The organism is uncultured Anaerobiospirillum sp. (assembly GCF_902485895.1).
In the GTDB taxonomy this organism is placed as follows: Bacteria; Pseudomonadota; Gammaproteobacteria; order Enterobacterales; family Succinivibrionaceae; genus Anaerobiospirillum; species Anaerobiospirillum succiniciproducens.
In genome coordinates this window covers 1-24,350 of the sequence record NZ_CABTML010000075.1, presented here as the reverse complement: position 1 = coordinate 24,350, position 24,350 = coordinate 1, and the positions used below count along the sequence as shown (strand labels likewise).

15 protein-coding genes are annotated in these 24,350 nt (G+C 44.3%); 7 read left to right on the top strand and 8 right to left on the bottom strand.

Going from position 1 to position 24,350, the window contains the following annotated elements; all coding sequences use genetic code 11:
* Both RDO37_RS06470 and RDO37_RS06465 read left to right on the top strand, forming a co-directional pair.
* A partial coding sequence (locus RDO37_RS06470) for a hypothetical protein (protein WP_308498503.1) occupies positions 1-404 on the top strand: 404 nt, incomplete at its 5' end.
* A 139-nt stretch (positions 405-543) separates the two neighbouring features.
* On the top strand, positions 544-2,475 hold the full coding sequence (locus tag RDO37_RS06465) for an AAA family ATPase (protein WP_308498502.1): 1,932 nt from the start codon (positions 544-546) through the stop codon (positions 2,473-2,475).
* A 318-nt stretch (positions 2,476-2,793) separates the two neighbouring features.
* Here RDO37_RS06465 and RDO37_RS06460 read toward each other — a convergent pair whose 3' ends face one another.
* The 4 genes from RDO37_RS06460 to RDO37_RS06445 form a co-directional block, all read right to left on the bottom strand.
* Complete coding sequence (locus RDO37_RS06460; protein ID WP_308498501.1) at positions 2,794-3,138, bottom strand: hypothetical protein; 345 nt, start codon at positions 3,136-3,138, stop codon at positions 2,794-2,796.
* Positions 3,139-3,519: 381 nt separating this feature from the next.
* On the bottom strand, positions 3,520-4,467 hold the full coding sequence (locus RDO37_RS06455; protein ID WP_308498500.1) for a hypothetical protein: 948 nt from the start codon (positions 4,465-4,467) through the stop codon (positions 3,520-3,522).
* 545 nt (positions 4,468-5,012) lie between these two features.
* Positions 5,013-5,186, bottom strand: a complete 174-nt coding sequence (locus RDO37_RS06450) for a hypothetical protein (RefSeq protein ID WP_308498499.1) — start codon at positions 5,184-5,186, stop codon at positions 5,013-5,015.
* A gap of 2,555 nt (positions 5,187-7,741) precedes the next feature.
* Positions 7,742-8,788, bottom strand: a complete 1,047-nt coding sequence (locus RDO37_RS06445; RefSeq protein ID WP_308498498.1) for a penicillin-insensitive murein endopeptidase — start codon at positions 8,786-8,788, stop codon at positions 7,742-7,744.
* A gap of 1,668 nt (positions 8,789-10,456) precedes the next feature.
* Here RDO37_RS06445 and RDO37_RS06440 point away from each other — a divergent pair.
* Entirely contained in the window at positions 10,457-14,074 is a 3,618-nt protein-coding gene (locus tag RDO37_RS06440) for a filamentous hemagglutinin N-terminal domain-containing protein (protein WP_308498497.1), read from the top strand.
* 593 nt (positions 14,075-14,667) lie between these two features.
* Here the strand turns inward: RDO37_RS06440 and RDO37_RS06435 are convergent.
* Positions 14,668-15,852, bottom strand: a complete 1,185-nt coding sequence (locus RDO37_RS06435) for a PD-(D/E)XK nuclease family protein (protein WP_308498496.1) — start codon at positions 15,850-15,852, stop codon at positions 14,668-14,670.
* A 557-nt stretch (positions 15,853-16,409) separates the two neighbouring features.
* On the opposite strand from RDO37_RS06435, the gene RDO37_RS06430 reads away from it, so the two are divergent.
* On the top strand, positions 16,410-17,690 hold the full coding sequence (locus RDO37_RS06430) for a DUF1189 family protein (RefSeq protein WP_308498495.1): 1,281 nt from the start codon (positions 16,410-16,412) through the stop codon (positions 17,688-17,690).
* Between the two features lie 578 nt (positions 17,691-18,268).
* Positions 18,269-18,694: a DUF1036 domain-containing protein gene (locus tag RDO37_RS06425; protein ID WP_027938865.1), complete on the top strand. Its 426-nt coding sequence runs from the start codon at positions 18,269-18,271 to the stop codon at positions 18,692-18,694.
* A 550-nt stretch (positions 18,695-19,244) separates the two neighbouring features.
* On the opposite strand, the gene RDO37_RS06420 is transcribed toward RDO37_RS06425, so the two are convergent.
* Entirely contained in the window at positions 19,245-20,240 is a 996-nt protein-coding gene (locus tag RDO37_RS06420) for an MYG1 family protein (protein ID WP_308498494.1), read from the bottom strand.
* 570 nt (positions 20,241-20,810) lie between these two features.
* Between RDO37_RS06420 and RDO37_RS06415 the strand changes: the two genes are divergently transcribed.
* On the top strand, positions 20,811-21,809 hold the full coding sequence (locus RDO37_RS06415) for a tRNA-dihydrouridine synthase (protein WP_308498493.1): 999 nt from the start codon (positions 20,811-20,813) through the stop codon (positions 21,807-21,809).
* A gap of 356 nt (positions 21,810-22,165) precedes the next feature.
* Positions 22,166-22,744, top strand: coding sequence for a hypothetical protein (locus RDO37_RS06410; RefSeq protein WP_308498492.1), 579 nt, complete (start codon positions 22,166-22,168; stop codon positions 22,742-22,744).
* 192 nt (positions 22,745-22,936) lie between these two features.
* Here RDO37_RS06410 and RDO37_RS06405 read toward each other — a convergent pair whose 3' ends face one another.
* Complete coding sequence (locus RDO37_RS06405) at positions 22,937-23,908, bottom strand: flagellin (protein WP_308498491.1); 972 nt, start codon at positions 23,906-23,908, stop codon at positions 22,937-22,939.
* Positions 23,909-24,117: 209 nt separating this feature from the next.
* A partial coding sequence (locus RDO37_RS06400) for a flagellin (RefSeq protein WP_308498490.1) occupies positions 24,118-24,350 on the bottom strand: 233 nt, incomplete at its 5' end.

Here is a 24,350-nt window from a genome sequence, read left to right as displayed (position 1 = left end):
GTGGTGAAAAGCAGCTTGCCTTCTTTAGCTACTGGGTCTTGAAATTCCAAGCTATTGTAAGGAAATGCGATGTTAAGCTGGACGCAGATCAGGCCAAGGTAATTATCTATCAGCCTCATCAGGGCGAATTGGCAGATGTAGCTGAGGATATTGTCATTGAGTTTAAGCTTGCCAATACTCAAGAAGAACTCAAACAGCTTAAGGTATCATCAGCACAGCCTCAGGAAGATAATTCAGATAAAAGCCCTGCAGCAACAGATCCATATCGCTATTGCGTGCTAATAAGCCTAGAGCAGAGGCTCGTAGCAGCCATCAGTGCAATTAATGCTGATGGCAGCTCAAACACTGTGTATGTTTCAGATAAGCTGAATGAAGATGGCACGTTCCAAATAGGCGGTTGCTAAACGAACACTAGCAGACATTAGATTTGTGCGGTTATCCTGAACATTATTTGAAGATCTAGTTAGCTATTTCAGCTCACATCGTGTTAAAGAGCTTATACTATATAAGCAGCATCGCTAGCTTCATGTGCGAGGTATTATTATGGTGCCAAGAAAGATAAGCTCAGGTATATATAAATCATTTAGTCAGCTTATTAACGACAAATTTGTCTATGTTGATAAGACTAAGTTTGCATGTATGTTAGCAGAGCAAGACGATTGTTACTTATTAACAAGACCTCGTCGCATGGGCAAGAGCACCATGGTCTCAACTTTAGAGTATTTGTTCTCTAAAGGTACAGTAGGCACTGAAGGTCTTTACTGCTACGAGCATTGGCCAGAGACTAAACGTTACTTTGTCATTCATTTAGACTGGAGCGATTATAAATCTTCATCTGCTGATGAGTTTAACGAGTACCTAATTGATGACATCAAAAATATCGCAACATACTTTGGTGTCAAAATTGATGAGAGCCAAAAATTACGCACCATCATAAGTAACTTTATTTACGACATTACACTTAAACTATCAGATAGTTCATGGTTAGCGTGCCATCCTGAACTAGTTGATGGGGATAGGCCATTATCTAGTGATGGTCTTGTATTGCTAATTGATGAGTACGATGTCCCTCTTACGGAAAGCTTAAACGACCCAACCTTGTTTGATGAGCTTAAACGTGAGTACCGTAAAATATTTGCTACATTAAAAAGAATGCCGTTCCGCTTCGTGTTTGTTACAGGTGTCAGTTCATACGCGCAGACTTCCATCTTCTCTGGTGCTAATCAGTTTAAGAATATCTCTCTTAATGATGAATACGCTACTTGTTGCGGCTACACTCAAGATGAGATAGAGCACTATTTTGCTCCAGAGCTTAAAAACGCACAAGAAGTTCTAGATTTGGACTATGATGAGTTGATGGCAAAACTTAGCTATTTCTATGATGGCTATCTTTTTACTCAGCTTGGGAATCGAGATAACAGAAGCAAAAATGTATTCAGTCCAGTTAGTGTTTCTTCATTTCTGACTCGCCCAGTAAATGGGTTTATTAATTACTGGAGCGGCACAGGCGCTCAGAATTCCTTCATTTTTAAGCTCTTCGGAATATGTTCTCAAGTTGTTAAATCAAAAGTGTTGAAGAGGTTGTATCCAGACTTCTTTGAATCTATTGAACAAAATAGTCCTGAGTTGTTGAAAGTTATTGAATCAATGAATCTTGTATTCATGCTGGATCTTAATGATAGACAACTCAATGATTACGATGCTCATCTGATTAAAGTTGATATTGATTCATTAATCTTTAAGATTGACAATTTAGACGATATAAATGATGAAGGTGCTATTGCCGTCTTGTTCCAATCAGGCTACTTAAGCATTAAACGAGTTGAAGGAGAGTTTGCATACCTAGGCCTTGCAAATTATGAGGTCGCGAAAACATTAACTAAATTTGTAATGTCGCCTTCATTCTATAAAGAACCGGCACAATACAAGTTATATAAAGAACTCCAAACCTTCTTTGACAACAGAGATAGTCTTTTTGCTAGCTTCCATGAGGGTGGACATAGTTTAGCAAAGCAGATTAACTTGATTTTAAATCTTGCACCTGAGGACTTATTTGCACCTAATAATCGCGAAAATGTGGTAACAGGCTTTTGCTACATCGCCATTAAATTCTCTGGTATTGGTGTTGCTCGCGAGGTTCACTACGTCTTAGGGCGTGCTGATTTAGTTGTCTATAAGCCAGACCTCAATATCTTGGTTGAAGATACTGTATTTGAGTTTAAGCTTGCTCGCCACGGTGAAAACATACTCACAAAGCTTGCCGAAGGCACCAAACAGGTCATCGACAAGAGATATGGTCTAAGCGTTGAAAACCCTAATCCATATCGCTACTGCGTCGTATTTAGTAATGATCTGAGACAGGTGGGAGCAATTGAAGCAATTAATGCCGATGGCACCTCAAAAACTGTGTATGTTTCAGATAAGCTAAATGAAGATGGCACTGTTAACAGCCAGCTTTTGCCAAGCAAAGAGTAGGTTCATGGTATGGACAAGAGGCAATGCTGCTTGAGCTTAGTATGTGGCAATAGCAAATAATGGGCAGTTTGATGTGACCATTTTGGCACGTCATACGCACCAATGAAAAAAGCATTAGCTTCTTGCTAAACAAAGTTCTGTCTTAACAAGATGCTAATGCTTTAGATATGCGCTTATTGTGATCTCATGGCCAGCCCAATTATCTATGCTGCAGATAGGTTAAAGTGCCTACAAACAACTATCTGCAGCAAGCTAATCGGCCTGAACTTTGTGGCAGAGCTTGATTCAAGCTATGGCACTTAAGTCCTCTTAGAACCATTACTTGAATAAAGAGAATATGAAGCTCGCAAAGCTCTTTATGCCGCTGACCACGGCATTGCCAATAGCTGATGCCGTTTTGGCAGCTGCCTTTGCAGCAGTGCTTACTGCTTTAACAGCTACTTCACGAACCTTTTGCGCAGCTTTAGTCACGACTCGGCCGACTGTAGAGCCAGCCATGTAGCCGACACTGCCTCCAATAAGACCACCAACAGATGCGCCAACTGGGCCTAATGCCATGCCTATGGCTGAGCCTATAGCCATTCCTTTTAGGCTTGATACGGTTCCAGCTACAGGAGCAGCCGTGTTCTGCTCCATCTGATAGAAAGCATCTTTTGGACTCATATCGCCATTAGCCGCTTTAAGTAATACTTTAGTATTATCTACATCTAGAGAGGCAATGGCAGTAATAGCACAAGCGGAAGTTCCTTTTGAGATAACTGATAAAGTTCCACGCTCAGCAAGTACCTTTAGAGCGCCCGCACCAGTCTTGTATGGCTCTGTAGGATAAAGGCAGCTACTAAAGATAATGTTGGTCTACTTATGAGAATAGGGCCTTATAAATGAAAGGCGGCCTAATCAAGAGAATGGTGACAAGTGAAAAGGGACAAGGGAAAGGTGTAGCAAAGTAGGCGGCACAAATGAAAATGGCCAGAAAAACTGGCCATTGTGTGTACTATGTAGCTGCCTATAAATTCATGCTCAAGGCAGCGTGTAAGATTCTTATCAGAACAGCGAAGCTGACTGAGCGGTGCTACGACCAAGGATTTGCATCATGGCCATATCAGAGCGGAAAGTATCATCTAAGCTGCGATCTAAGGTGCGCTCTTGTAGCGAAGCACCAGCCTCTAAAGCTAAGCTGTTGCCTAAGTCACTATCAGAGTGACGTAAGAGATAGTTGTAATCCTTAGATTGCAGAGCAGCTGGGTTTACTTTAGCCATTTCGATGGTGGAGCTGAGCTTTTCAGAAAGCTGAGCACCAGTCATAGAACTAGCACCAAAGTATTCAGTTGCCATCTTGCCATGTGGGCCGTCTTCGTTACCAAAGACCATAACATTAACAAAGGAGTTCTTCTCGCTGTCAGAGGCATTTAAGTCACTCAGTAAAGAGCGCATGCCCTCTGGGAGCATTGAGGTGAAATCCATTACCTTGTTCTCAAGGTTTACAACTGCAGCAGGGTCTTGCTTTAAAGTGCCACTAGCGTTAGCAGCGGCAAGTTCTTTAGCTGACTCAATAGCACCGATAATCTGAGCAGCCTGAGTAGCTGCAGTATCAGGGGCACCAATGTTCAGGCTATTGGCAACACCGCTGTAACCATTGGTGTTGGAGGTTGATAAGAAGCCTGCAGTACCTAACAGAGCATCGGCTTCAGCAGCTGAAATGCCGAAGTTGTTCTGAGCTTTGGCGAGTACACGGGCAAAATGATCGCCATTATTGCCGAAAGCGCCAATATTTGCACCCTGGGCAATATTAGAGCGGCCAGTTGCTGCCGTTTCCAGTGCTACTGGATTAACAGTCTGCTGACGTACGCCTTGTACTTGCTCGATCTCACCTGCGTTGCTGAGCATGGCAGCAAACACACCGGCGTTACGTGGGTCAGCGCTCTTATTAGTAGCGCTAGATTGGTAACCGTATGCAACCTGTGTGGTGTGAGATACGTTGCTAATGGACATAAATAGCTCCTTCCAAGCAGGGAAGAAAATATCTGAGAGGCCTTGGCTTTCTCAGTAAGCCTTAAGTAAAACTCAAGACTTATTAAAACTTAAATTGCTAAAGCACTCAGAAAAGTTATGCTTGGCACAAACTAAAGTGCAGCTAATGTGCCAAAAATACACAGGCACAAAGTAAATTACATCTTTTTGAATTTTCTAGCTACAACTTTCCTTTACTTAAGCCATTTATAGGCCAACTTTGCATGGGCCTACAAGCCATCAAATACCGCTCATTCTAGATACACACCATGCTGCCTTTGCCACCTTGGCCATAAGCTGCCCCAAAATACTCATACTTAACAGGCAAGATAGCCAAACCCTCCGCCTCGATTGGCAAGCTATCAAGGCACTACCGCCAAGCTCAGACACAAATAAGCAACAAGACTAAGCCTCCAACAGACTAAGCGCCCAACAGTCAGTTCAGCCAATCCCATAAATCTAAGCTTGGCTTTATCCAATCGCAATAGCCACAAAAGATAACAAGACTATGCCTTCATGCGCTAAGCTCAATAACAATACAGCGACTGTCTACCTGGCCATAGCCATTGACTCAAGATAGTAGCCATTGCAGCGCCCGCTCCTGTACAAATGCTATTGCCATACAGAGCTCCTTTGCCGGCATAGACAGGAACGAGCGACTCACCTAAGGCTTTGGAAAAGCCCTTTGCCATAGTAGCCATGCACGCCGGCGCTCCACACTCTGCTCAAGGTAATGTAGCTCCTAAAAGATCATATATAAGAGCTTTAGAGGTAAGATCTTGCCGCTAACATAAGTGTATGCCTGCCGGCATTGCCGCGATCACAATTAAGATCTCAGCTTAGATCGCCACGCCAATAAAGACATTGCCCCTCAAAGGGCCGCAAAAGCCTGAAAGCGCGTCATTGACAGTTTTAAAGGCTCTAAAAGACCAGCTCATGCCTTCTAAGACTTTGAGTCAATAGCCTTTCCAAACTTATCATCTAAACGCAGCACAAGAAATACGTACACGACGCAGCAATAAGCCACCACTAAGGCTCTAGGATTGCCACATTTGCCTTCTTTGCCTCCGATGCAGTTTGGCCGCATTTTATTGAGCAGGCATGTAAGTAAGAGAAGCATAAGCCTTGGCCATGAGAGCGCAAATCTATGCTAGGTGAGCACACTCTCATCAGCATCAGCATCAGCATCAGCATCAGCATCAGCATCAGAATTAGCACCAGGCCTAACAGCAGAACATACCTACGAAGATCGCATCTAAGCTAAAGTATTGCCGCATATAACCATGAGCTCACAGAGTCATGCACAACAATATGACTGAGAGTCTATGCTGCATAGAATTAAGTATTGCCGCTTTCAAAGGTACTGCTCAAGAGCTGTTGAGAACTTCAAATGAGATCTTCAAATAAGCTAGTCTTTGCCTCGGAGATCTTGCCGCCAATTACTTAAGTTTTTGCCCATGATCTTGTTGCCAGTTAGTTCACTGCCTCGGAGATCTTGCCGTTTTGACCAACAGCCATGATCCTGCAGTTCACCCTCACATGCTCTTAGAAGAGATCGCCGCTCGTTGCCGCTTTTGCCTCCCGCCCCAATACATCAGCTCGACAAGCTTTGAGATCTTAAATTCACCTTGCCTTAGCCGCCATGAACATACGGCTTTTATCCCGAGCCATGATCTTGCCGCTTTGGTCGGGCCACTATGATGCTAGACAGTTTGCCCCTTGCCGCATGATCTTCTTGCCGTGATCTTGCCGCTGTTGACCTAAAAATCACGACCCAAAAGTGACGCCTGCACGCCCTAAAATAAGATCGCCGCTCCTTGCCGCATTTGCCATTAGCCTAAATCTAGCCACATATAGGCTCTGAGATCTTTCTAAAAGCTGCGCACTAATCGCTGTGATCCCATGGCTTTACTCAGCCCAAATCTAGCGCCCACATGGCTCTGTGATCTCAATATAAGGCACGCACTAAGCGCTGTGATCTTGTCGTTTTGAGCCAGCTGCTATGATCTTGCGGCCATGATCTTGTAGCTAGTTACTTGGTTGCTACTGTGCTCATGCCGTATTAGAACCAAACGCGGTGTTCCATCTATATAGATTGTTATTAGCTACTTTATAAGATCACAGCTTTGCTATATAGATTGGCATTGCAACGACATAAGATCACGGCTGTGCTGTCTGTACTGCCTATATAAGATCGCGGCTAGATGCAGTCTGTACCATGAGAAAAATATATAGTCTCGATAAACACTGTGCTCTGAGCTCATGGCACTGATTGCAAAGATATAAGATCGCAGCTTAGCTATATAGATTGCTGTTGGTACAACATAAGATCATAGCTGTGCTATTTGTACTGCCTATATAAGATCGTGGCTAGATGCAGTCTGTGCCATGTGCCAAATACATTGCCTGATAAGTACTGAGATCTTTAAAAAAGATCGTCAAATGAGCTATCTCATTGCCCAAGACTCTGATGCCATGATCTTGGAGCTCCTAATCTAACTGTCACGATCCCTCATCCCATGTGCCCTTGGTTTAAAAACAAGATCGCAGCTATAGGCCGTCCTTGCTGCCATCCTTGTCTATCGCCTTGATAAGCACTGAGATCTCCATACGAATTCACGCATCGCCACCATAGTACTGCCGTTTTGCTTTAGCTAATTGCTGCCTAATAAAGAGGTTTTCAGTAGCTGATTAGATTAATTGCCATGATCTCTTTGCTAGGCTGTCGCACCTGCAAAAAAGATCGTGGCTTTGGCAAGGTGCTAATTGCGTTATTACACAACTTTGCCGCATCACGAGATACCAACCACTTTGTTTATAGCAGCGATGAATGCACACGGCTCTAGCCTCAAGCCTTATGCTTCAAATTTGTAGTGCCGATAAATGTATAAGTCTCTAGCCTCAGGCTTTATGCTTCATATTTACAGTGGAGGTGAAGCATAAGCATCTAGCCACAAGCCTTATGCTTCATATTTACAGTGGAGGTGAAAGCATAAGCTTCTAGCCTCAAGCCTTATGCTTCATATTTACTGTGGAGGTGAAGCATAAGCCTCTAGACTCTAGCCTCAAGCTCGATGCTTATATTTAGAGTGGAGAAGAGAGCATAAGAATCTAGCCTCAAGCCTTATGCTTCATATTTATAGTGGAGGTGAAGCATAAGCCTCTAGCCTCTAGCTTAAGCTTAAGGTGCCAGCGTTCTATGTCTGGCATTAGGCTTTATACTTCGGGCTATTGGCTATAGCTATGAGGCTTTAGCTTAGGCATCAGGAATGTCAGTAATGCCAGCTTGTACGAGCTTACACTGAGCTGGTGGCTGTGGGCGCTCCTTGCGCACAGTAGTCTTTTTAGTGGCGCTTGGTGGTGGCGGATTGAGCCAGGAGTCGACCTCATAGCCACAGCCAGTGCCTGCAGGTATAGGAGCTTGAGTAACACAATTTGGGCTATCTGATGGGCACTTGAGGCGCACATGCATATGAGCCTGATGACCAAACCAAGGACGCAGCTTAGTTAAAAAGCCATTGTTGGGTTTTTGCTCGTAGACACGGCACATGTGCTTTTTAATCATTGGGGCGACAAAGATGCGATCGACACGTGGGTCAGAGGCGGCTGCTTTAATATACAGCTCAATGGATTTAGTGAAGGTACTCTGAATCTGATGACCTTTGACGATATAGACATCCTCAGGATTAATTAGCTCTTGTTCACTCTTACGTGGCAGAGCAAAGTCAAAAGGTAAGTCGACATCAATACCGGTGTTGTGGGAGGCATGAGCTGACCTAAGACCATAAGTACCACCATAGCGTAAGGACAAATCACCAATTAATAAAGGTGGCAGACCAAGTTTTGAGCTTCGTTCACTTAAATCGTTTAGGTATTGCACCATAAGCGGGTGAGCAAAGTTACGTGGGCCGCGACGTTGTACTTGATAGTCTTGATCTTTATCTGAAAACTCAGCGGCATTAGCAATACAACCAGCTGAGGTAGTGCCATAGATTCGGCTTGTAGAGCCACGATAAGGGGTAAAGTGGGAATCAAGCTCATAGCCTTGTGCTTGAGCCTCTTTATAAGCAAGCTCATAGCTTGCAAAGTCAGAGTGTCGGGAGTGAGGTGTAGCTGCAGCTACTTGAGGTGCTTTTACAGGTTGAGAAGCATTTACAGGGTTATTTGCTTTAGCCTGTGCTGCCACGTGCTCAGTGGCAGTAGCCTTAGAAGCACTGTCATTTGAAGATGAGCAAGCGGATAAAGTAGCGCTCAAGAGCAAGCATGAGGCTAAGGTGGTGAGAGTACGATGTGGTTTGGACATAGCTAAAAACCGGCAAGATTAAGAACGATCAAATTAGATCATGTCATTAGTATACAAGTAATGCAAACCATCAAGCGCTAATTTATCCGGCTTATATGTACTCAAGAGGTGGCCTACAAAGCTTGCACAGGCCATAGATTAGATTACAACCATAGCTATCTCATAACTTAAACAATTGCTAACTCCTGTTAGTTCACAAGTTTAGCTAGCCTATAAACAAAGCAGCAAATAGTGATGCTAGCTTTAGCAGTGCGCTGTTTGGGCTACTTGCTAAGCTTGCATCCTTCTATTCACTTGCATGCATGGATTAGCTTAAGCACGTTTGTGGCCGTCAGTGACTGTCTAGGCTGATACGGCTATGTTTGCTAGGCAGCATGCGCGACAAACTTTGTAGGAGAAGCCATTCCTTGAGACTTGGCAATATCTCTATGATGGCAATACCTGAATGCTTGGCAATACCTGAATGCACTTCCATACCTTAATGGTGACAATACCTTTGGGTATGGCAATACCTGAAGGCGTGCCATACCTCAATGGTGACAGTACCAGGAGTAGTGGCCATAACTTAAAGCTTGGCCACACCTTAAGTTTGGCAATATCTTTATGCTGACAATACCAGGAGGCGCGGCAAAACCTGAAGGCGTAGCCAACCTTAATGGTGACAGTAAATGTGGGTTTGCAATACCTGCAGGCGTTGCCATAACTTAAAGCTTGGCCACACCTTAAGTTTGGCAATATCTTTATGCTGACAATACCAAGAGGCGCGTCAATACCTGAAAGCGTAGCCATACCACAATGGTGAAATAACTGGAATAGTGGCCATAACTTAAAGCTTGGCCAACCTTAATGGCGGCAATACCTGAATGCGTAGCGATTCATAAATGCCTGGCCATACCTTAATGGTGGCAATACCTGAAAGCCTGGTCATACATTAGTGTTGAAATACCTGTGGGTGTGGCAATACCTAAATGCCTGGGCAAACATTATCGTGGCCATAGCTTAAGGCTTGGCAATCAAAGCTGGCGTGGCAAGCGTGGCAAGCGTGCGTTGAGCTCAAAAGGATGGTATTGAATGTGGCGCAAGGGATGAGGTGCGCTGGTAGTGTAGTGGCAGCAACGGGCATTATGTCTTTAGAGATTGGCCGGGGATGGTCGCGATATGTCGCTATGCTGATTTGATGGTACTTGCTGGGTTTGGGGCTTAGCGGCCTCATTTTGTGAAGTGCTTCACAAATATAATTTGGTGATCGCCCTCACACTCTGGGAGCTAAGAGTGAGTGCGCTTTGCTGTGGTGGTGTGATTTTATGAGATCTGGAGATGAGGATTTGGTGGTGATGGTGGGCTTATTTATTTGGTTTTTATGGTTTTTTGAATGAGACAAAATCGCTCTTGCGGGCCTCTTTTGTTGTTCAGAAATAAGCGTAGTCTAGCTCATGAAAACAGTTGTAATGAGCTTCACGTTATAACAAAACTGCCGCTCTACTATTCAGGGCGGCAGCTTCTTATAACAGCTGTGAGGATGAGTAATAACTGTCACTTTTTGTTAATCATTAAATACATTAAGTACAGCTACGCTAGGCGCTAAGTACGTATGTGTACTCATACACATATCATGTTCAAGGTTAAAGATGCGTATATGAGTGTAGCTGCTGATATAGGACATGGTATATGTCAGAACTACACCAAAATCCACTTCAGGCATGGGATACAGAGGCTATAGGCTCAATGAGTGCGCCGGTCTCGCATCATCATAGGCTTTCTGAGAGCAGCTTACTTGCAAGTAAGGCTCAGCGTATTGCTGTAACTGCAGCATATGAGTCCGATGCGCAAGGTACTCTTAAGTTGCACTCTGATGTAGCTCAGGGCGCACACTCTTGTGAGTTTGGTGCTGCTATGACTACGGGGGCTTCCATGGCTGCGGGAGCGGCGGATTGTGCAGGTGGTGCGGGCGCTGCGACTGTAGTTGCCGCCGCCGCTGTAGTTGCCGCCGCTGCTGATGCCGCTGATCGCGGCGATGTGGCTGCAGTTGACTCTAAGCTTGGCAAGGCTGTTCGTGTTATTCAAGGTGCTGATGAACATGAGCTGATGGCCGCTCAGTTAGGAAGTGGCTGCGTTAGTAAGCTTGGTGTAGCAAATGACGGTGCCATAGGACTTAGCTTTCATAATGAGGCTGCTGTGGTGGTTAATGAGGATAGTGCTGAGGCTATTGTTGCTCAGCATACTCATAGTCATGCCCAATGTGCTCATAGCATGGCTGCTGATGCGGTTAATGCTTGTAATGGTGCTGAAGGTGCGGGCGATGGCGCAGCGCACTTTAAGGAGCAGGGGCGTGTGGATGCGCTAGCTGCAGCTGCTGATAATGGTGATACTAACGCTACTACTGAGGCTAACGCTGCTTATAATGCTGATACTGAAGCTAACGCTGCTGATAATTGTGATGCTGAGGCTAATGCAGCAGATGCTAAGGCTGCGGTTAATGCTGCTGATGTTTCTGATGAGGCTGAGGCTTACTTTCCTGATGATGCTAAGGGCGAGGGTGGCGCAGCTCCTATTTGTGGCCGTGGTGCTAAGAGTGCAATGCTTAAAGAGCGTATGAGGATAAGTAAGCTTTCGCTTGCTGCCATGATGTTTTGTGGCGCAGCTTGGGGCTATAGCAATGCAGCTCTGGCAGCTGGTGCCATGCCGGATATTAACAAGGCCTACAATGCCTCAATATCACAGCAGGCTAATGGTTTAGGCACGGTGATGACTGTATCAACGAATAAGAATAACGCGCTCTTGATTTGGAACTCGTTTAATGTGGGTGCTGGCAATGCGGTGCACTTTAAGCCAACTCCAGGTAAGGTGGCCTCATTTTTAAATGTGGTCAAAGGACCAGGTGCGTCTCATATTGATGGCCATATAGTAGATGATAGCCATGGCTCGAACTTATACCTCATTAATCCAAATGGCATTAGCGTAGGTAGAACAGGATCGATTGAGAACTTTAAGTCGGTTTATTTAGGCACCTCTAAGCCATCTCAAGAGCTGATGAATCGTTTTAAGGATGGTAATGGCCTGCCACTGCCACCTGAGATCATGCCTCAAGGTAGAGGCATGGGTAAGATTACCTTAATGCGTTCCATCGAGAGTAATGATATACGCATTAATGGTGGTCATATCATTATTGGTGCGGCGCATGAGGTCTTTGATGCTGCTGAGGATAAGACCAATATTCAGCTCAATAGCTCGATTGATCGTATCGATATTGGCGGCAATCTCGATGCTAAGCTTAAGACTAATCAAGGCATGACTTATCGTGATTTGCTTGCGAAAAACGGACTTAAGGCCGCTAAGGAAAGTGACCTCAATGTAAATGGATCACATAAGCAAGGAAGCTTTATCGATCATTCTAAGCAAGTGGGTATTTATGGTGCCGATCAATTAGTCAATATTAAAAATGACATGAGTGGTAACTACTGGTTAGTGGGAGATATTGAGCTAAAAGATCACGCACCCATTGGCAAGGATACTAATGAGGCCTTCAAGGGTACCTTAGATGGAGCCTTTAACAGCATCACATATTCAGGCACTATTGATAATAGTGGCAACTATGGTCTCTTTGCCGCAACTGATGGAGCTACGGTTAAGAATTTGAAGGTGCATGAGGCTATATTTACACTCGATGGGGGAGCTAAAGGTAAGGATGTAAATGTGGGCGCGATTGCCGGCACCATGCATAACACCAAGCTTGAAAATGTGGAGGTCAACAAGTTTGAGATTAAGGATGGTCGTAGAGCCGTTAGCTTAGGAGCACAGAGTAATTTAGGTGGTGTTGCCGGCAAGCTTGATGGCAATACTAAGCTTAAAAATGTCATGGTTAGCCTTGAGGATAAGAGCGCAAGCAAGCTTGCTAATGACTTAAAGGCAGGCAAGATTGCCTCAGCAGGTGTGCTAGCAGGTAGCGTAGCAGGCAATGTAGCTAAAGAGGGTATAGTCGTAGCCCTTAAGCCTAAGGATGGCGCTGCAAGCTTAGATGCCGTAAGTAAAAATGATGCTAAGGTGAACATTGCCACTACTTACTCTGAGGCTGCAGCTGAGGCTTTAGCTAATGGCATGAGTCAAGATGAGCTTAATAGCATCTTTGTAAGCTCCGGTACTCAAGGTAAGGATGACTATGCTTTAGGTATCAAGGGCTTTTTAAAGCCATTTTATGTGGCGGATTTTAACTTTACCTATGATGGTAAGGTACATGACTATCGTGATTTAGTGAACAACGAAGGCTTTGATATCGATAGTCTGCTCACTAAGACCGACATTCGCGACTATGCGCAAAAGGATGCAGGTTATTACGACTTTGCGGTAGTAACTCGTAAAGAGAATCAAGAGCTTGGCCATGACTTTTACTATTCATACAAGTATGCCGATGAGACTTGGGATAAAGGAGCAGGTGGCAGCGGTGCTATTCATGATCGCAATCAGCGCGTGGATTCTTTAGGCGGCAACTTAACCGTCAATATCAACAAAAAGCAGGTGCAAGTAGATGTAGCTGATCAAGTAATTGCCCATGATCACAAGCCAAACTTAAGCTTAGGCAAAGATACTATTACTAACTTAGATGACTTACTTGCGCATGGCTTAGTCACGGGTGACAAGTTAGATGATTTAGGCATTAGTTTAGAGATTGGGGTAGATGGCAGCATTATTGGTAAGTCCAATAGCCACAATTATGAGGTGGCCTTTAAGCCAGGTACTCTAACCGTACTGCCAAAGCCACAGCCACAGCCACTGCCTCAACCGCTGCCAAAACCAGAGCCTTTACCTGAAGTAAATCCTGCACCACAAGTACCTGCAGCAAGTGATGATAGAGAGCTACCAACTATTGCTAAGTGCTCGCACTGCGGCAATATCGCCAACTCCATTGGTGGTGCCATGCCAACCTTGGTTAGCGGTAGTCGCAAAATCTATGTAGGTCAGCTTGATTATGCTCCTGCATTTATGGCCGCACTCGAGGATGGTTCTCCAAAGGAGAGCTTTAATGAGCAGGTACTGGCCTATCATGACAACTCTGATACTAATAAAGCTATGGCCTATGTAAATGCATTTGCCTATAGCGCATCAGATGATGAAGAGGATGATGATGACGACAGCTACATTGAGAGCTATGCCCATGCTTCAAAACAAGAGCTTAATGGTTTTGAGGATGATGAGATAGATAGTGTTGAGGCTATTGATCCAAAGTTTGCTAGCAATACTATGAAGAATGTCTCTAAGCTCATCGAGGTAGAAGAGCTACCTGCAGCCTAAGGAGCAACTAATTACAAGTACCAAGATACGCTCAACTAAGCTTAAGATCGCAAGCACGATAGAACTTGGGATCATCAAGCTTAAGAGCAGAGCATAATGGCCAGTCAAACAAGTTAAGCTACTTGAGCAAATAAGCTACTTGAGCAAACAAGCGACGACAAGCGCACTGGCCTAAAGAACATGCTATATCCAAAGCTCCTCATTGAATTGGGATCCACAGGCAAACTCATAGAGTAAGCTTGGGCAATGAGGGGCTTTTTTGCGTCTAGTGCCACTAGTGCCACCCAAAAGATTCCTGCCTAAAAAAAACCACCTCACGCATTTCACAGATATAACAAGCCATCAAATACTACGAAGTCACTTCTCTTGACTCAAGGCATAGCCATATAAGCCATTACTGCGCAAAAGGATATTAAAGGAACTAAGGCGCTTAAGGTTCATAAAGCTCAGAAAGCTCAGCTAGCTTAGCATCACAAGCGGCATAAGCTACAATAAAGCGCCATCAGGGCAAGACTTTAGCAACGACTAATGCAGATGTCAGCAATAGAAGCCTTATTACTTATAAAAGCTCTGAGTACGTGAGTACAGGAACACTAGGTAGATGACCTTAAGCTATTTAGCTCTAGTAGCCTTGGTTCAAGGTCGCACATATGGCTATTAATATCATCAACCATGGAATCAATAAGCGCTTGCCTTTTAGCATCATCTTGTAGAGTGGCTCTGCTCTCTTCGTCAAGTACTCTGAGGTTAGGCCCATACTTGTCTTTAGATTGCTTGAGGTTAAAGTATTTCCAGCCTAGCCATTCGTAGTGGTTTTCAAATCCCTCTTTAAAGAGTTGAGTAATTAAACGACCAAGGTCTTTTAATAGCTGGTGATTCTCTTTGTAATCGCAATGGTAAAAAGAGCCATCTACTTTGAGGGATAAACCATAACAGATGTAGTACTCTATCTCGATACAAAAATATATGGTCGCATCCTTATTATTTAAGGAACACGTCCTTAAAGGGATATTAAAGCCAAAGCGCAGTGGTGATTTTGGGAAATTAGCTAGAAACTCTTGTTCAGTGCAGGTACTGTAGTTTTTGTCTAAACCTTCATCAGGGACAGCATAGCGTTGTTGTAGTAAAGATAGAACTTTAGTTTTAAGCTCATTCACAAATTGCCATACTAGCTCTGGGGATCTTGTAACACCGTCTGCAAATAAGTGCTCAACTAATAGCTCTTTATAGCTTTGAATAGTGCTTTTTAGTCTAAAGTTTTGTTGGACTGTTTCTAAAGCAAGCGAGTCCTCAAGCAGCGTCATAATGTCTTCTTGGTAAGATAGCTTTATTAATGAGGCATTTTCTTCAGTATCTGCACAGATGCTGTATTCTGATGGCTTAAGTCCTTCACGGGTTAAATAAATTAGCACAATCTCCTTGCTTGTATATCCTAAGTGCTTGAGTGCAGCAAAATAGTTGTCTAATTGCTGTGGCTGATCACGAGCATAAATCTTGTTTTCTATAATGAGTACGCGATAGTAAGGTACTTCTGAGCCACTAGGCTTAAACTTAAGACGTACTAAAATATCTATTCTTTTAGACTCAGAACAAACAAATTCAGTGTCCACAGCACCATCAATTAGTTCATCACTGTTTATATTAATATAGTCAGATAAAAGCTTTATAAAGGCACAAAGTATCTCATGCTCTTTGAGTAAAGATGCTATCAGACTAGAATGCAAAGCCTCTTTATGAGATGAGTTGATCTCAGTTAGAACATTGTATTGTCCATACATAGCAGCTCCTTAATATTGAATTGACCATAGCTAATAGACAAACGTGAACTTATTGTCTTGCAACCAAACTATACAAAATAAACTTGAGATTGATACAGCAGGCATCTTGCTTTGTTGTAAGCCTAAAAGTATCAACTTACCAAACTTATAAGCTAAATAATAAAAGAGCTATCTAGCAAGCAAGGAGGCGCTTTGGCGTTGCTGTCAGTAGCGAGGGGCATGGCCTGGACTTTCTTAAGGTGCTCGATAAAGCAGGGGATGGAGCTCAAAACTGATGAGCTGCTTATTTAATCTGGTGCGGGCGGTGGTTTTGATGGTGCACATGAGCTCATGGTTAGGCGGTGGTTTTTGATGGTGCCTATAAGCCATGGGCGGGCGCTTGAGAGTGCCCTAGAAAGTGTGAGGTTTGCTCTGTTAATGGATAGCGAAAGTATCTATCAAGAGAGTGGCATGTATACTTGCTATAATAGGCCGTATTTCTAACTTGGCGGATTGATAAGCTATCTATGCAATTTGATAAAACTCTTAAATACCTCTCTTACCCGTTTAAGGCGATCGTGTCACGACGCTTTTATTTTGAAGTAATGTCAGAAATGGCAGGAGTGGGTATTACCTATCTGTTCTTGCTCTGCGCTGCTATTGCACTGCCTGCTACTTATCAGGTTAAAGCAGCCTTAGCTACTTTACAAAGTTATGAGCTCTCTACTGTAGTAGGTAAGATTCCACCTAGCTATATTGATACTAATGGCGTGCTCTCTCCAACTAATCCTGATGATGCTGCAGCAAAGGTAATTTATAACTCCAAAGGCCAGGCTATTTTGGCCTATAACTTAGAAAATGGTCCTATTGATGGACTCAATGAGTCGGTGCCAATTACCATCACCTCACATGCAGCCATCCTTAATACCCATGATGGTACTGTAACTGTGCCATGGACTTCAGTATATGGCAATGCTGGCTCGCAATTTGAGCCGCTGGAGATGGCTCGTGCCTTAGAGCAGGCCTTCAACTCCTCATACTACACCGTATGGCTCATGGTGACCTTATGGATGTTCTCCATGCTTGCCTTTATTGTGCTCATTGCCGGCGCTGCTACTAAGGCCATTGGTTCCATCTTTGTGAAGACCAAGGTAAGCTATGCCACCGCACTGCGTTTAAGCTCTTATGGCGCTACCTTAGCTGCCTTCTTAATGCTCTCGCAGTTCTTCTTTAATATCTCATTCTCTTACATCATGCTAGCCGGTATTCCGATTTGCTATACCGTATCTTTCTTAGTACAGCTAAGAAAGGTCATTGAGATGTGCATTGCTGATCCAAAGTTTGCGCTGTCAGCACGTAATCCGTTGCGTCAATTTTATGAGTCCCAAAGCCGTGTGCGTGAGGACAATACTATTGACCATGGACCAGCCTATGAAGATCTTGATGAGGCTGGTCGTTTTGAGCGTGAGGAAAACTTACGCCGCATCTTTAAGCGCAATGCTGATAACATCAGAATGAACATGATGCATCAGCAGCACAACAATCCATATCAAAACCAATCTCAGTGGCCAAACTCCAATGAGCAGCGTAATGATAATGGTATGTGGCCTAATGCAAATGACGAGAGCTCTAAAAACAATGAGCCATCATCATTTAACGAGCCACAGGACTCAAACGCTAGTGACAATCAAGCCAAGAGCAATAATGAGCGTAAGGATAATGAGGTCAAGCCAAATCCATATGCTTACAATGCTAAAGATGACGATGACTCCATCTTTAACGATAACTTTGACGATCTGCCAGAGCGTGGGGAAGTCAAAAAAGGCGGCGAGGGCAAGGACTCATCCTTTACCCCTTAGTCTGTTAATTGCTCTCAAGCACACTCTACCAGCAAAAATCTCAAAGCCACAAGCCATGCGCCCAAGACAATAGTCCAAGGCTAATGCACAAGGCTAGGACAAGGCCACGGCAAGGCCAACGCATAAGGGCCCATGCCAAAGTCCAACAGGCAAATGCTTAAAGGTACATGGTCATAGGTACAAGGTCAGGCTCTTAGCAGCCAAGCAATGCATAGCATTGCAAAAAGCTCGAAAAGTTTGGTAGAGGAGAGAGCTTCGTAGAGGAAAGGGCCTGGTAGAGGTGATGCCCAAGCAGTCAAAGATAGAGAAAAACTCATTACTTGGCTGCAACAGCAGCTAAGCACAAGGCACAACACATCGAAGTGGTAAATAAGCCCCACATGAGCTTAGTTTTGCTACAAAGATGTAAACAAATGCTGTGCAAGCTACAAACTCATGAGTACTTAAGGTACAATCCGCACAGTTAGTGCAAGTTAGGAAACTTAAGCATCGCTCTTGTGCTTTGCTATTAGTTGCTTAAACAGGTACTATACTCAATACTGACGATTGGAATTACGTTCGCGCACGGAGGATGGACAGTGTTACGAAAGACAGTTGCAACCTTAGCTATGGCTTTAGGTATGGGCGCTATAAGCAGTGCTAATGCTTTGGTGCTTGAGTGCAAGAACGTGGCTGACGTGCCAATTTCAGTAGCCTTATCTTACTTAGACTACGATGGTAAGACCTGGATGGTAGAAGGTTGGTATAACTTCCCTGCAGGTTCACGTGCCAATATTGAGCTTGAGAGCTCTAACGACATCTTCTATATTTTTGGTGAGTTTGAGTCAGGCGACTTAGTCTCCGGCGGCCCAGGTGCCTTAAATCTGCCAGTTAAGTACCGCACCTTCAAGCACATCCAAGGTCAGCAAAATGGCCAGCCAGACGCTGAAGTCTCCTTTGTACGCGGCGTAGCCTCACAGGGTGTTGCTCAAATCACCTTTGGCCCACTCGCTCCAAAGAAATAAGTTAAGCACGCTAAGCAAGCAAAGTAATCAAGCCAAGCAAGTTATTCAAGACAAGCTCTCGCAGCTGCTTAGCCGCATCAAAAAGCTCACAAAAGCCCCTAAGCCCCCACTTAGCGGGCTTTTTGCTTATTAGGCTATCTAAAAGTACTGCAAGAAAAGCTTAGCAAAACGTAACGCTAATAATGCCTAGTCTGGCAAAGAGCATTAATTGCAGCAGCATAACTAGCAGCATAATTGCCAATGACGCATCAAGCTACTCTAAAGATGCAGGCAGCCCACCTCAGCACAGTTAGAAGAGCACATGAGGACAAAGGGTATAAGTGGCCATATTCTTTCGTAATGGAACAATACAAGCATAAGGACTAGCTGAGCCACGAGCAAAGTGAGCACTTTACCCTGAAGCTACCAAGAGAAAACAGGGTTTAGGCAGAAGCTCGATATTTAGCAGCACAACAATGTATAGCACCATAGCAAAAGACCTCCACAAGGGAGGTCTTTAAGTTCGCTTAGGCTAGGGTGCCACTAAGCTTGAGATAATGGTAAGGATTGCTTATTCGTTGCTGACGCCGTCTTTGAGCCACATGCGAGCAAGTTCTAAATTGGTCTCAAACTCCATAGCACCGCCAGTGAAGCCTGCACGGTGGATAAAGATAGTGCCCTTAAGGCCAGTTACTGCATCTAACTCTTCATCATCTAAGCCACGCCATGCAACCGGAGCAGTAAGCTTGTTCTTAAAGCGCTCAGCCTTAGAGTAAGGCAGCGACTGTACACGCCAGCCGCGCTTGCGATCTGGATATATAGCGAGCTTGCAGTTAGCAAAACGCTCAAAGTCAGACAGAACAGCCTGGCTCCAAGGTAACTTCTCATGCATGATTAAGAGCTCACCACCATCATAGACAGCAAAGACCTTGGCAATGCCGATCTCAGTGTTTAAGGCATTGATAGAGGCGTTAATGAGCAGGGTGCGCAGAACCTCAACAGTGGTCATGAAGTTTTTGTCTTGGTCTTGAGCGGAGATATCAGGAATATTTTGCATTGCTACTAAGTAGGCAATGTCTGGAGAGAAGCGATAGAACTCATTGAGCTCATCCATCACACGCTGCTCACCTTCGTTTTCAACCTTCACAGTGTCATGTAAGTAGCTATTGAGCTGACCATTATCGTTAAGGTCAACAGCGTACATGATCTCACGGTCAATACGATCTTTTGCTGCAGCTAAGATCTCATCAGTAAGCTCAGAGCGCTTCTTGTCATTTAAGAACTTGTTAGCGATCTTATTTAAGTACTCAGAGCCAAACTTATCCCACATTAAACCTGCAGTAGCGTAGTTGATGCCATTGCTACGGGTGAGATTAAACTCATTAGAGTGGTGATCAAAGTGCTTTTCGTCATTCAAGCCAGAGACATCAATAATGATGTCGGCAGTCTCAAGCAACAGGGGATCGCGTGAACGAATTATCTTGCAGTCTTCATGAATGAAAGAGATGATGGCACAAGCCAATGTCTCGTCGGCATGAAAGCTACCGTCATGAGTTGCTATTTTCACAAGTTACCCCTTAGCTTGCGACCTCTAATCGCAGCGTTGTTAATAAAAACACTGTGCTAACTTAAGCACCTTAAGTTCACATAAAGCCGATATCTCACAAACAAAGAATCAGCGTTACACCATCGCAAAAAGCGATCATCATGCATAAACGCCTATCAAGATAGCCGTGAACATCAGACAATATGAAATAAAGATCTTACCACCATTGTATCTATGCAAATTGAATATGGGTCAAAAAACGCAATAAGATCTCAATCAAATGGGTCTAACAAAATGAGTTAATAACTCAAAAGTACGAAAAACCGTAGCTATGTCACGTTTTTGGGGTAAAATGCAGCGTTCAGATTTTGGGCACACCATCTTCTACAAGGAAGATATCTACAAGATCCAAACCCAAACTAACAGGATCTTTTAGGCCAAAAAACATTTTAGCGACATACATAACTTCATTAAGGCCCTCTATGGAATGCCAAAGCGACAGACAAGATAGTCGCCTAGCAGAAGTAATATGCCGCTATAAGCTATTACGACAGGATGCAGCTCTAAGTTTGCTGCACGGAGGAACAGACAGTGGCTCTTGCGATTAGTAAAGTTTATCTTGCTCCAATGGAAGGTGTAACCGATCCACCAATGCGCAAGGTTTTGACTCGTCATGGAGCCTATGATGCCTGTACCTCCGAGTTTATCCGCGTTACTGATGAGCCAATTCCAAATAAGACTTTAATTCGCTATGTACCTGAGTTAAAGCAGGGTGCAGTTACTGACTCTGGCTGTCCATGCCGTGTGCAGCTTTTAGGCGACGTACCTGAGTCACTTGCCATTACTGCTAAACGTGCTGTGGCCTTAGGTGCTAATGCAATTGATCTAAACTTTGGTTGCCCTTCTCGCTTTGTGCATCACGGTGGGTCGATGCTCTTAAAGGAGCCAGAGCTCTTAAACCGTATCGTAAGCACTGTACGTGAAGCCCTTGATCCTGCTATTCACCTGTCAATTAAGTTTAGAACTGGCTTTGCCTCATCTGACGAGTTACCGACTATTATCAAGGCTATGGCTGTAGATGGTGTCAATGAGTTAATCATTCATGCTCGTACCCGTAAAGACCTCTACCGTGCTGAAGCTATTAATCATGCTGCAGTAGGCGGGATCATGAGCCTTACTAATGGCATTCCGGTAGTAGCTAACGGTGATATCGTGGATATGAAGAGCTCTAAGGACTGCGCAGCTCTGACTAATACCGATCGTCAAATGATTGGACGTGCGGCCTTAGGTATCGTCAATATTGCCCAAGTGCTCAAGAGCCATGCTGAGCCTTGCACCATTTCAGAGCTCCTTAACGTAGTTTGGGAGTTTGCTCTAGAAATGGTCGCTTTAGGTTATGCAGATAAATCCGTAATGGATAGAATGAAGCAGTTCTTAGGCTATGCTCGCAAGTTTAGACCAGAGCTCAATAGCTTCTTTAGAGTCTTTGCTCGCTGTCAAAGTGTCTATGAGGCACAGCACTTGCTAGTATCTTACATAGAGCATCCAGAACAATTTGAGATCGCCCCTGAGATGCAGCCAGGCGCTTAGAAAGATCCCAAGATCCCAAGATCCCAAGATCCCAAGATCCCAAGATCCCAAGATCAAAAGATCGCAAGATCACTAACGCCACTAAGTCTTTATGATGCTACTCTCAACGCAACAGCTTGAGCATCAATATGACGCTGCACATATTGTGATCATTTAAGGCGACCAAGAATAGATAAAAGCCCAAATAACATTAAGCTTTGTGATAAAGCTTAGTTAATCATAATAAGATTATGAGCATGTGGCTGATTCTTTGGTAGGATGTACACAACAATTTAACGTCTGTGCTAAACCTTGTGTGGATTCCGTTTACACAATCTTGCTCAAGACCATGTTTAACCTTTAACGGAAAGTAATTTATGGCTAAGTCTAAGTTTTTTTCAGCATTCAAACGCGCTGGTTTAATCGCTGTGATGACTATTGCCGGAGTAGTGGTTTCATCTAGTGCTCAGGCTGTTGAGCCGGACAAGGCAACGCTTGCTCGTTGGAACGACTACATGAACAACATCGTTCCTGTTTACTTTCCGGCTGTTCCATTTGGCTGGAAGATCAGCATTGATAACAATGTAGTTACTTACAGCAATGCAGTAAAGCAGAAGGTTCGTAACGAAACTACCATGAAGGGTACTTTCATCAAGATGCGCTATACCCGTAAGACCTCACGTATGGACGCATCCCGTTACATGGATAGCTACATGAATGCTCATGCATGCACTGAGAAGATAGAGCAGGGCAAGGGCTTCTACACCACCTCATGCGTAACCACTAATACTTACGCTATCGTAATTGGTGAGGTAGACAACATGTACATCATCGAGCTGACCGGCGATTACAACAACGCAGCTCGTGCCATCATCGAAAACTATGTTGGTTCCATCGTACGCGGCAAGCGCGTTTTTGCTGACCGCTCCATCGGTGAAATCACCCCAATGAACTAATCAAACGAAGTTCTCAGCTTACAAAAACAAAAAATCCGCTCGGCCCACCCAGCGGATTTTTTTATGCCCGCCATTGCCCAAAAAGCAAAATACACAGCGCCCGCGCAAGTGCTCTTGCAAATGCCGGCCATAAAAAAGGCCGTCACGAGGACGGCCTTTAGCGATATGAGTATTTGATTATTAATCGGTATTTTAGCCGCCTAACAGGCTTAAAGCAACAGTTGGACGCTGGTTAGCCTGGCTCAGAATAGTCTGAGAAGCCTGCTGAATAATCTGGTTCTGAGTTAATGAAGCAGTCTCAGATGCGAAGTCGGTATCACGGATACGGCTGCGAGCATCGGACTCATTCTCAGCAATAGAGCTTTGGTTGCGGATGGTGCTTTCCATACGATTTTGGATTGCGCCTAGGGCCGCACGCTTAGAATCCACAGCCTCAATCATCTTATCGATGTTAGCTAAAGTTACCTGTGCAACTGAAGCCGTATCAACTAAGAAGCGAGCAAGGGATGGAGTATCCGCATTTGAAAGAAGGATACCAGCAGCTTTAGCAGCTTCAGCAGCTGTATCTTTAGTCTGTAAGTTAGCAAGCTTAGCAATACCATTCATGTGGAAGCCGGCAGTCATGAGCAGCTTAATAGTATCTTGTGAATTAGCGCCTACCTGGAAGAAATAGTTGCCATTTGCATCCTTGAGAGTATCAAGTGGGTTGCCTGCTGCTGCCTTCTGACCATCTTTTGCACCAAGACTCATAAGTACATGAGCACCAGCAAAGGTGGTCTTATAACCAATACGTGAAACTTCGTAGCATAATGCATCGACTTCTTCTTGAAGTGCCTTACGGTCTTTTTCAGTATTGGTACCGTTTGCGGCTTGTACTGCGAGAACGCGGATACGCTGCAGCATATTGGTGGTCTCGTCGAGAGCACCTTCAATGGTCTGAGCTAAGGCAATACCGTCGTTTGCGTTACGATTTCCCTGATTTAAACCATTTATCTGGGATGTTAAGCGATCAGAGATCTGCAGACCAGCAGCGTCATCCTTGGAGCTATTGATGCGAAGACCTGATGACAAACGCTGATAGGAAGTGTTGAGAGCTAAAGTAGAGTTAGCAAGCTTACGCTGAGCATTAATGGAGCTTACGTTGGTATTGACGTATAAGGCCATAATCGTTATCTCATATCTAAATTAATGTAGGCAGCGTAATCAAGATGCACGCTCTACAAAGTAAACTGTGAAAGTGTATTTGTAAGCAACACCGTGTGATGGCGCTTACAAATGGACTCTCGGATGAATAATCTCTCTAAATAAGGCCGCAAAAGGAGAGAAAAGCGGCCTTAGAGATATGAGAGATTACGAAATTTGTATCCTAGCTATTAACCGCCTAAGAGGTTAAGAGCAACAGTTGGACGCTGGTTAGCCTGGCTCAGAATGGTCTGAGAGGCCTGCTGGATAATCTGGTTCTGAGTTAAAGCAGCAGTCTCAGATGCGAAATCAGTATCGCGAATACGAGAGCGAGCATCAGACTCATTCTCAGCAATAGAGCTCTGATTGCGGATGGTGCTTTCCATACGATTTTGGATTGCGCCTAGGGCCGCACGCTTAGAAT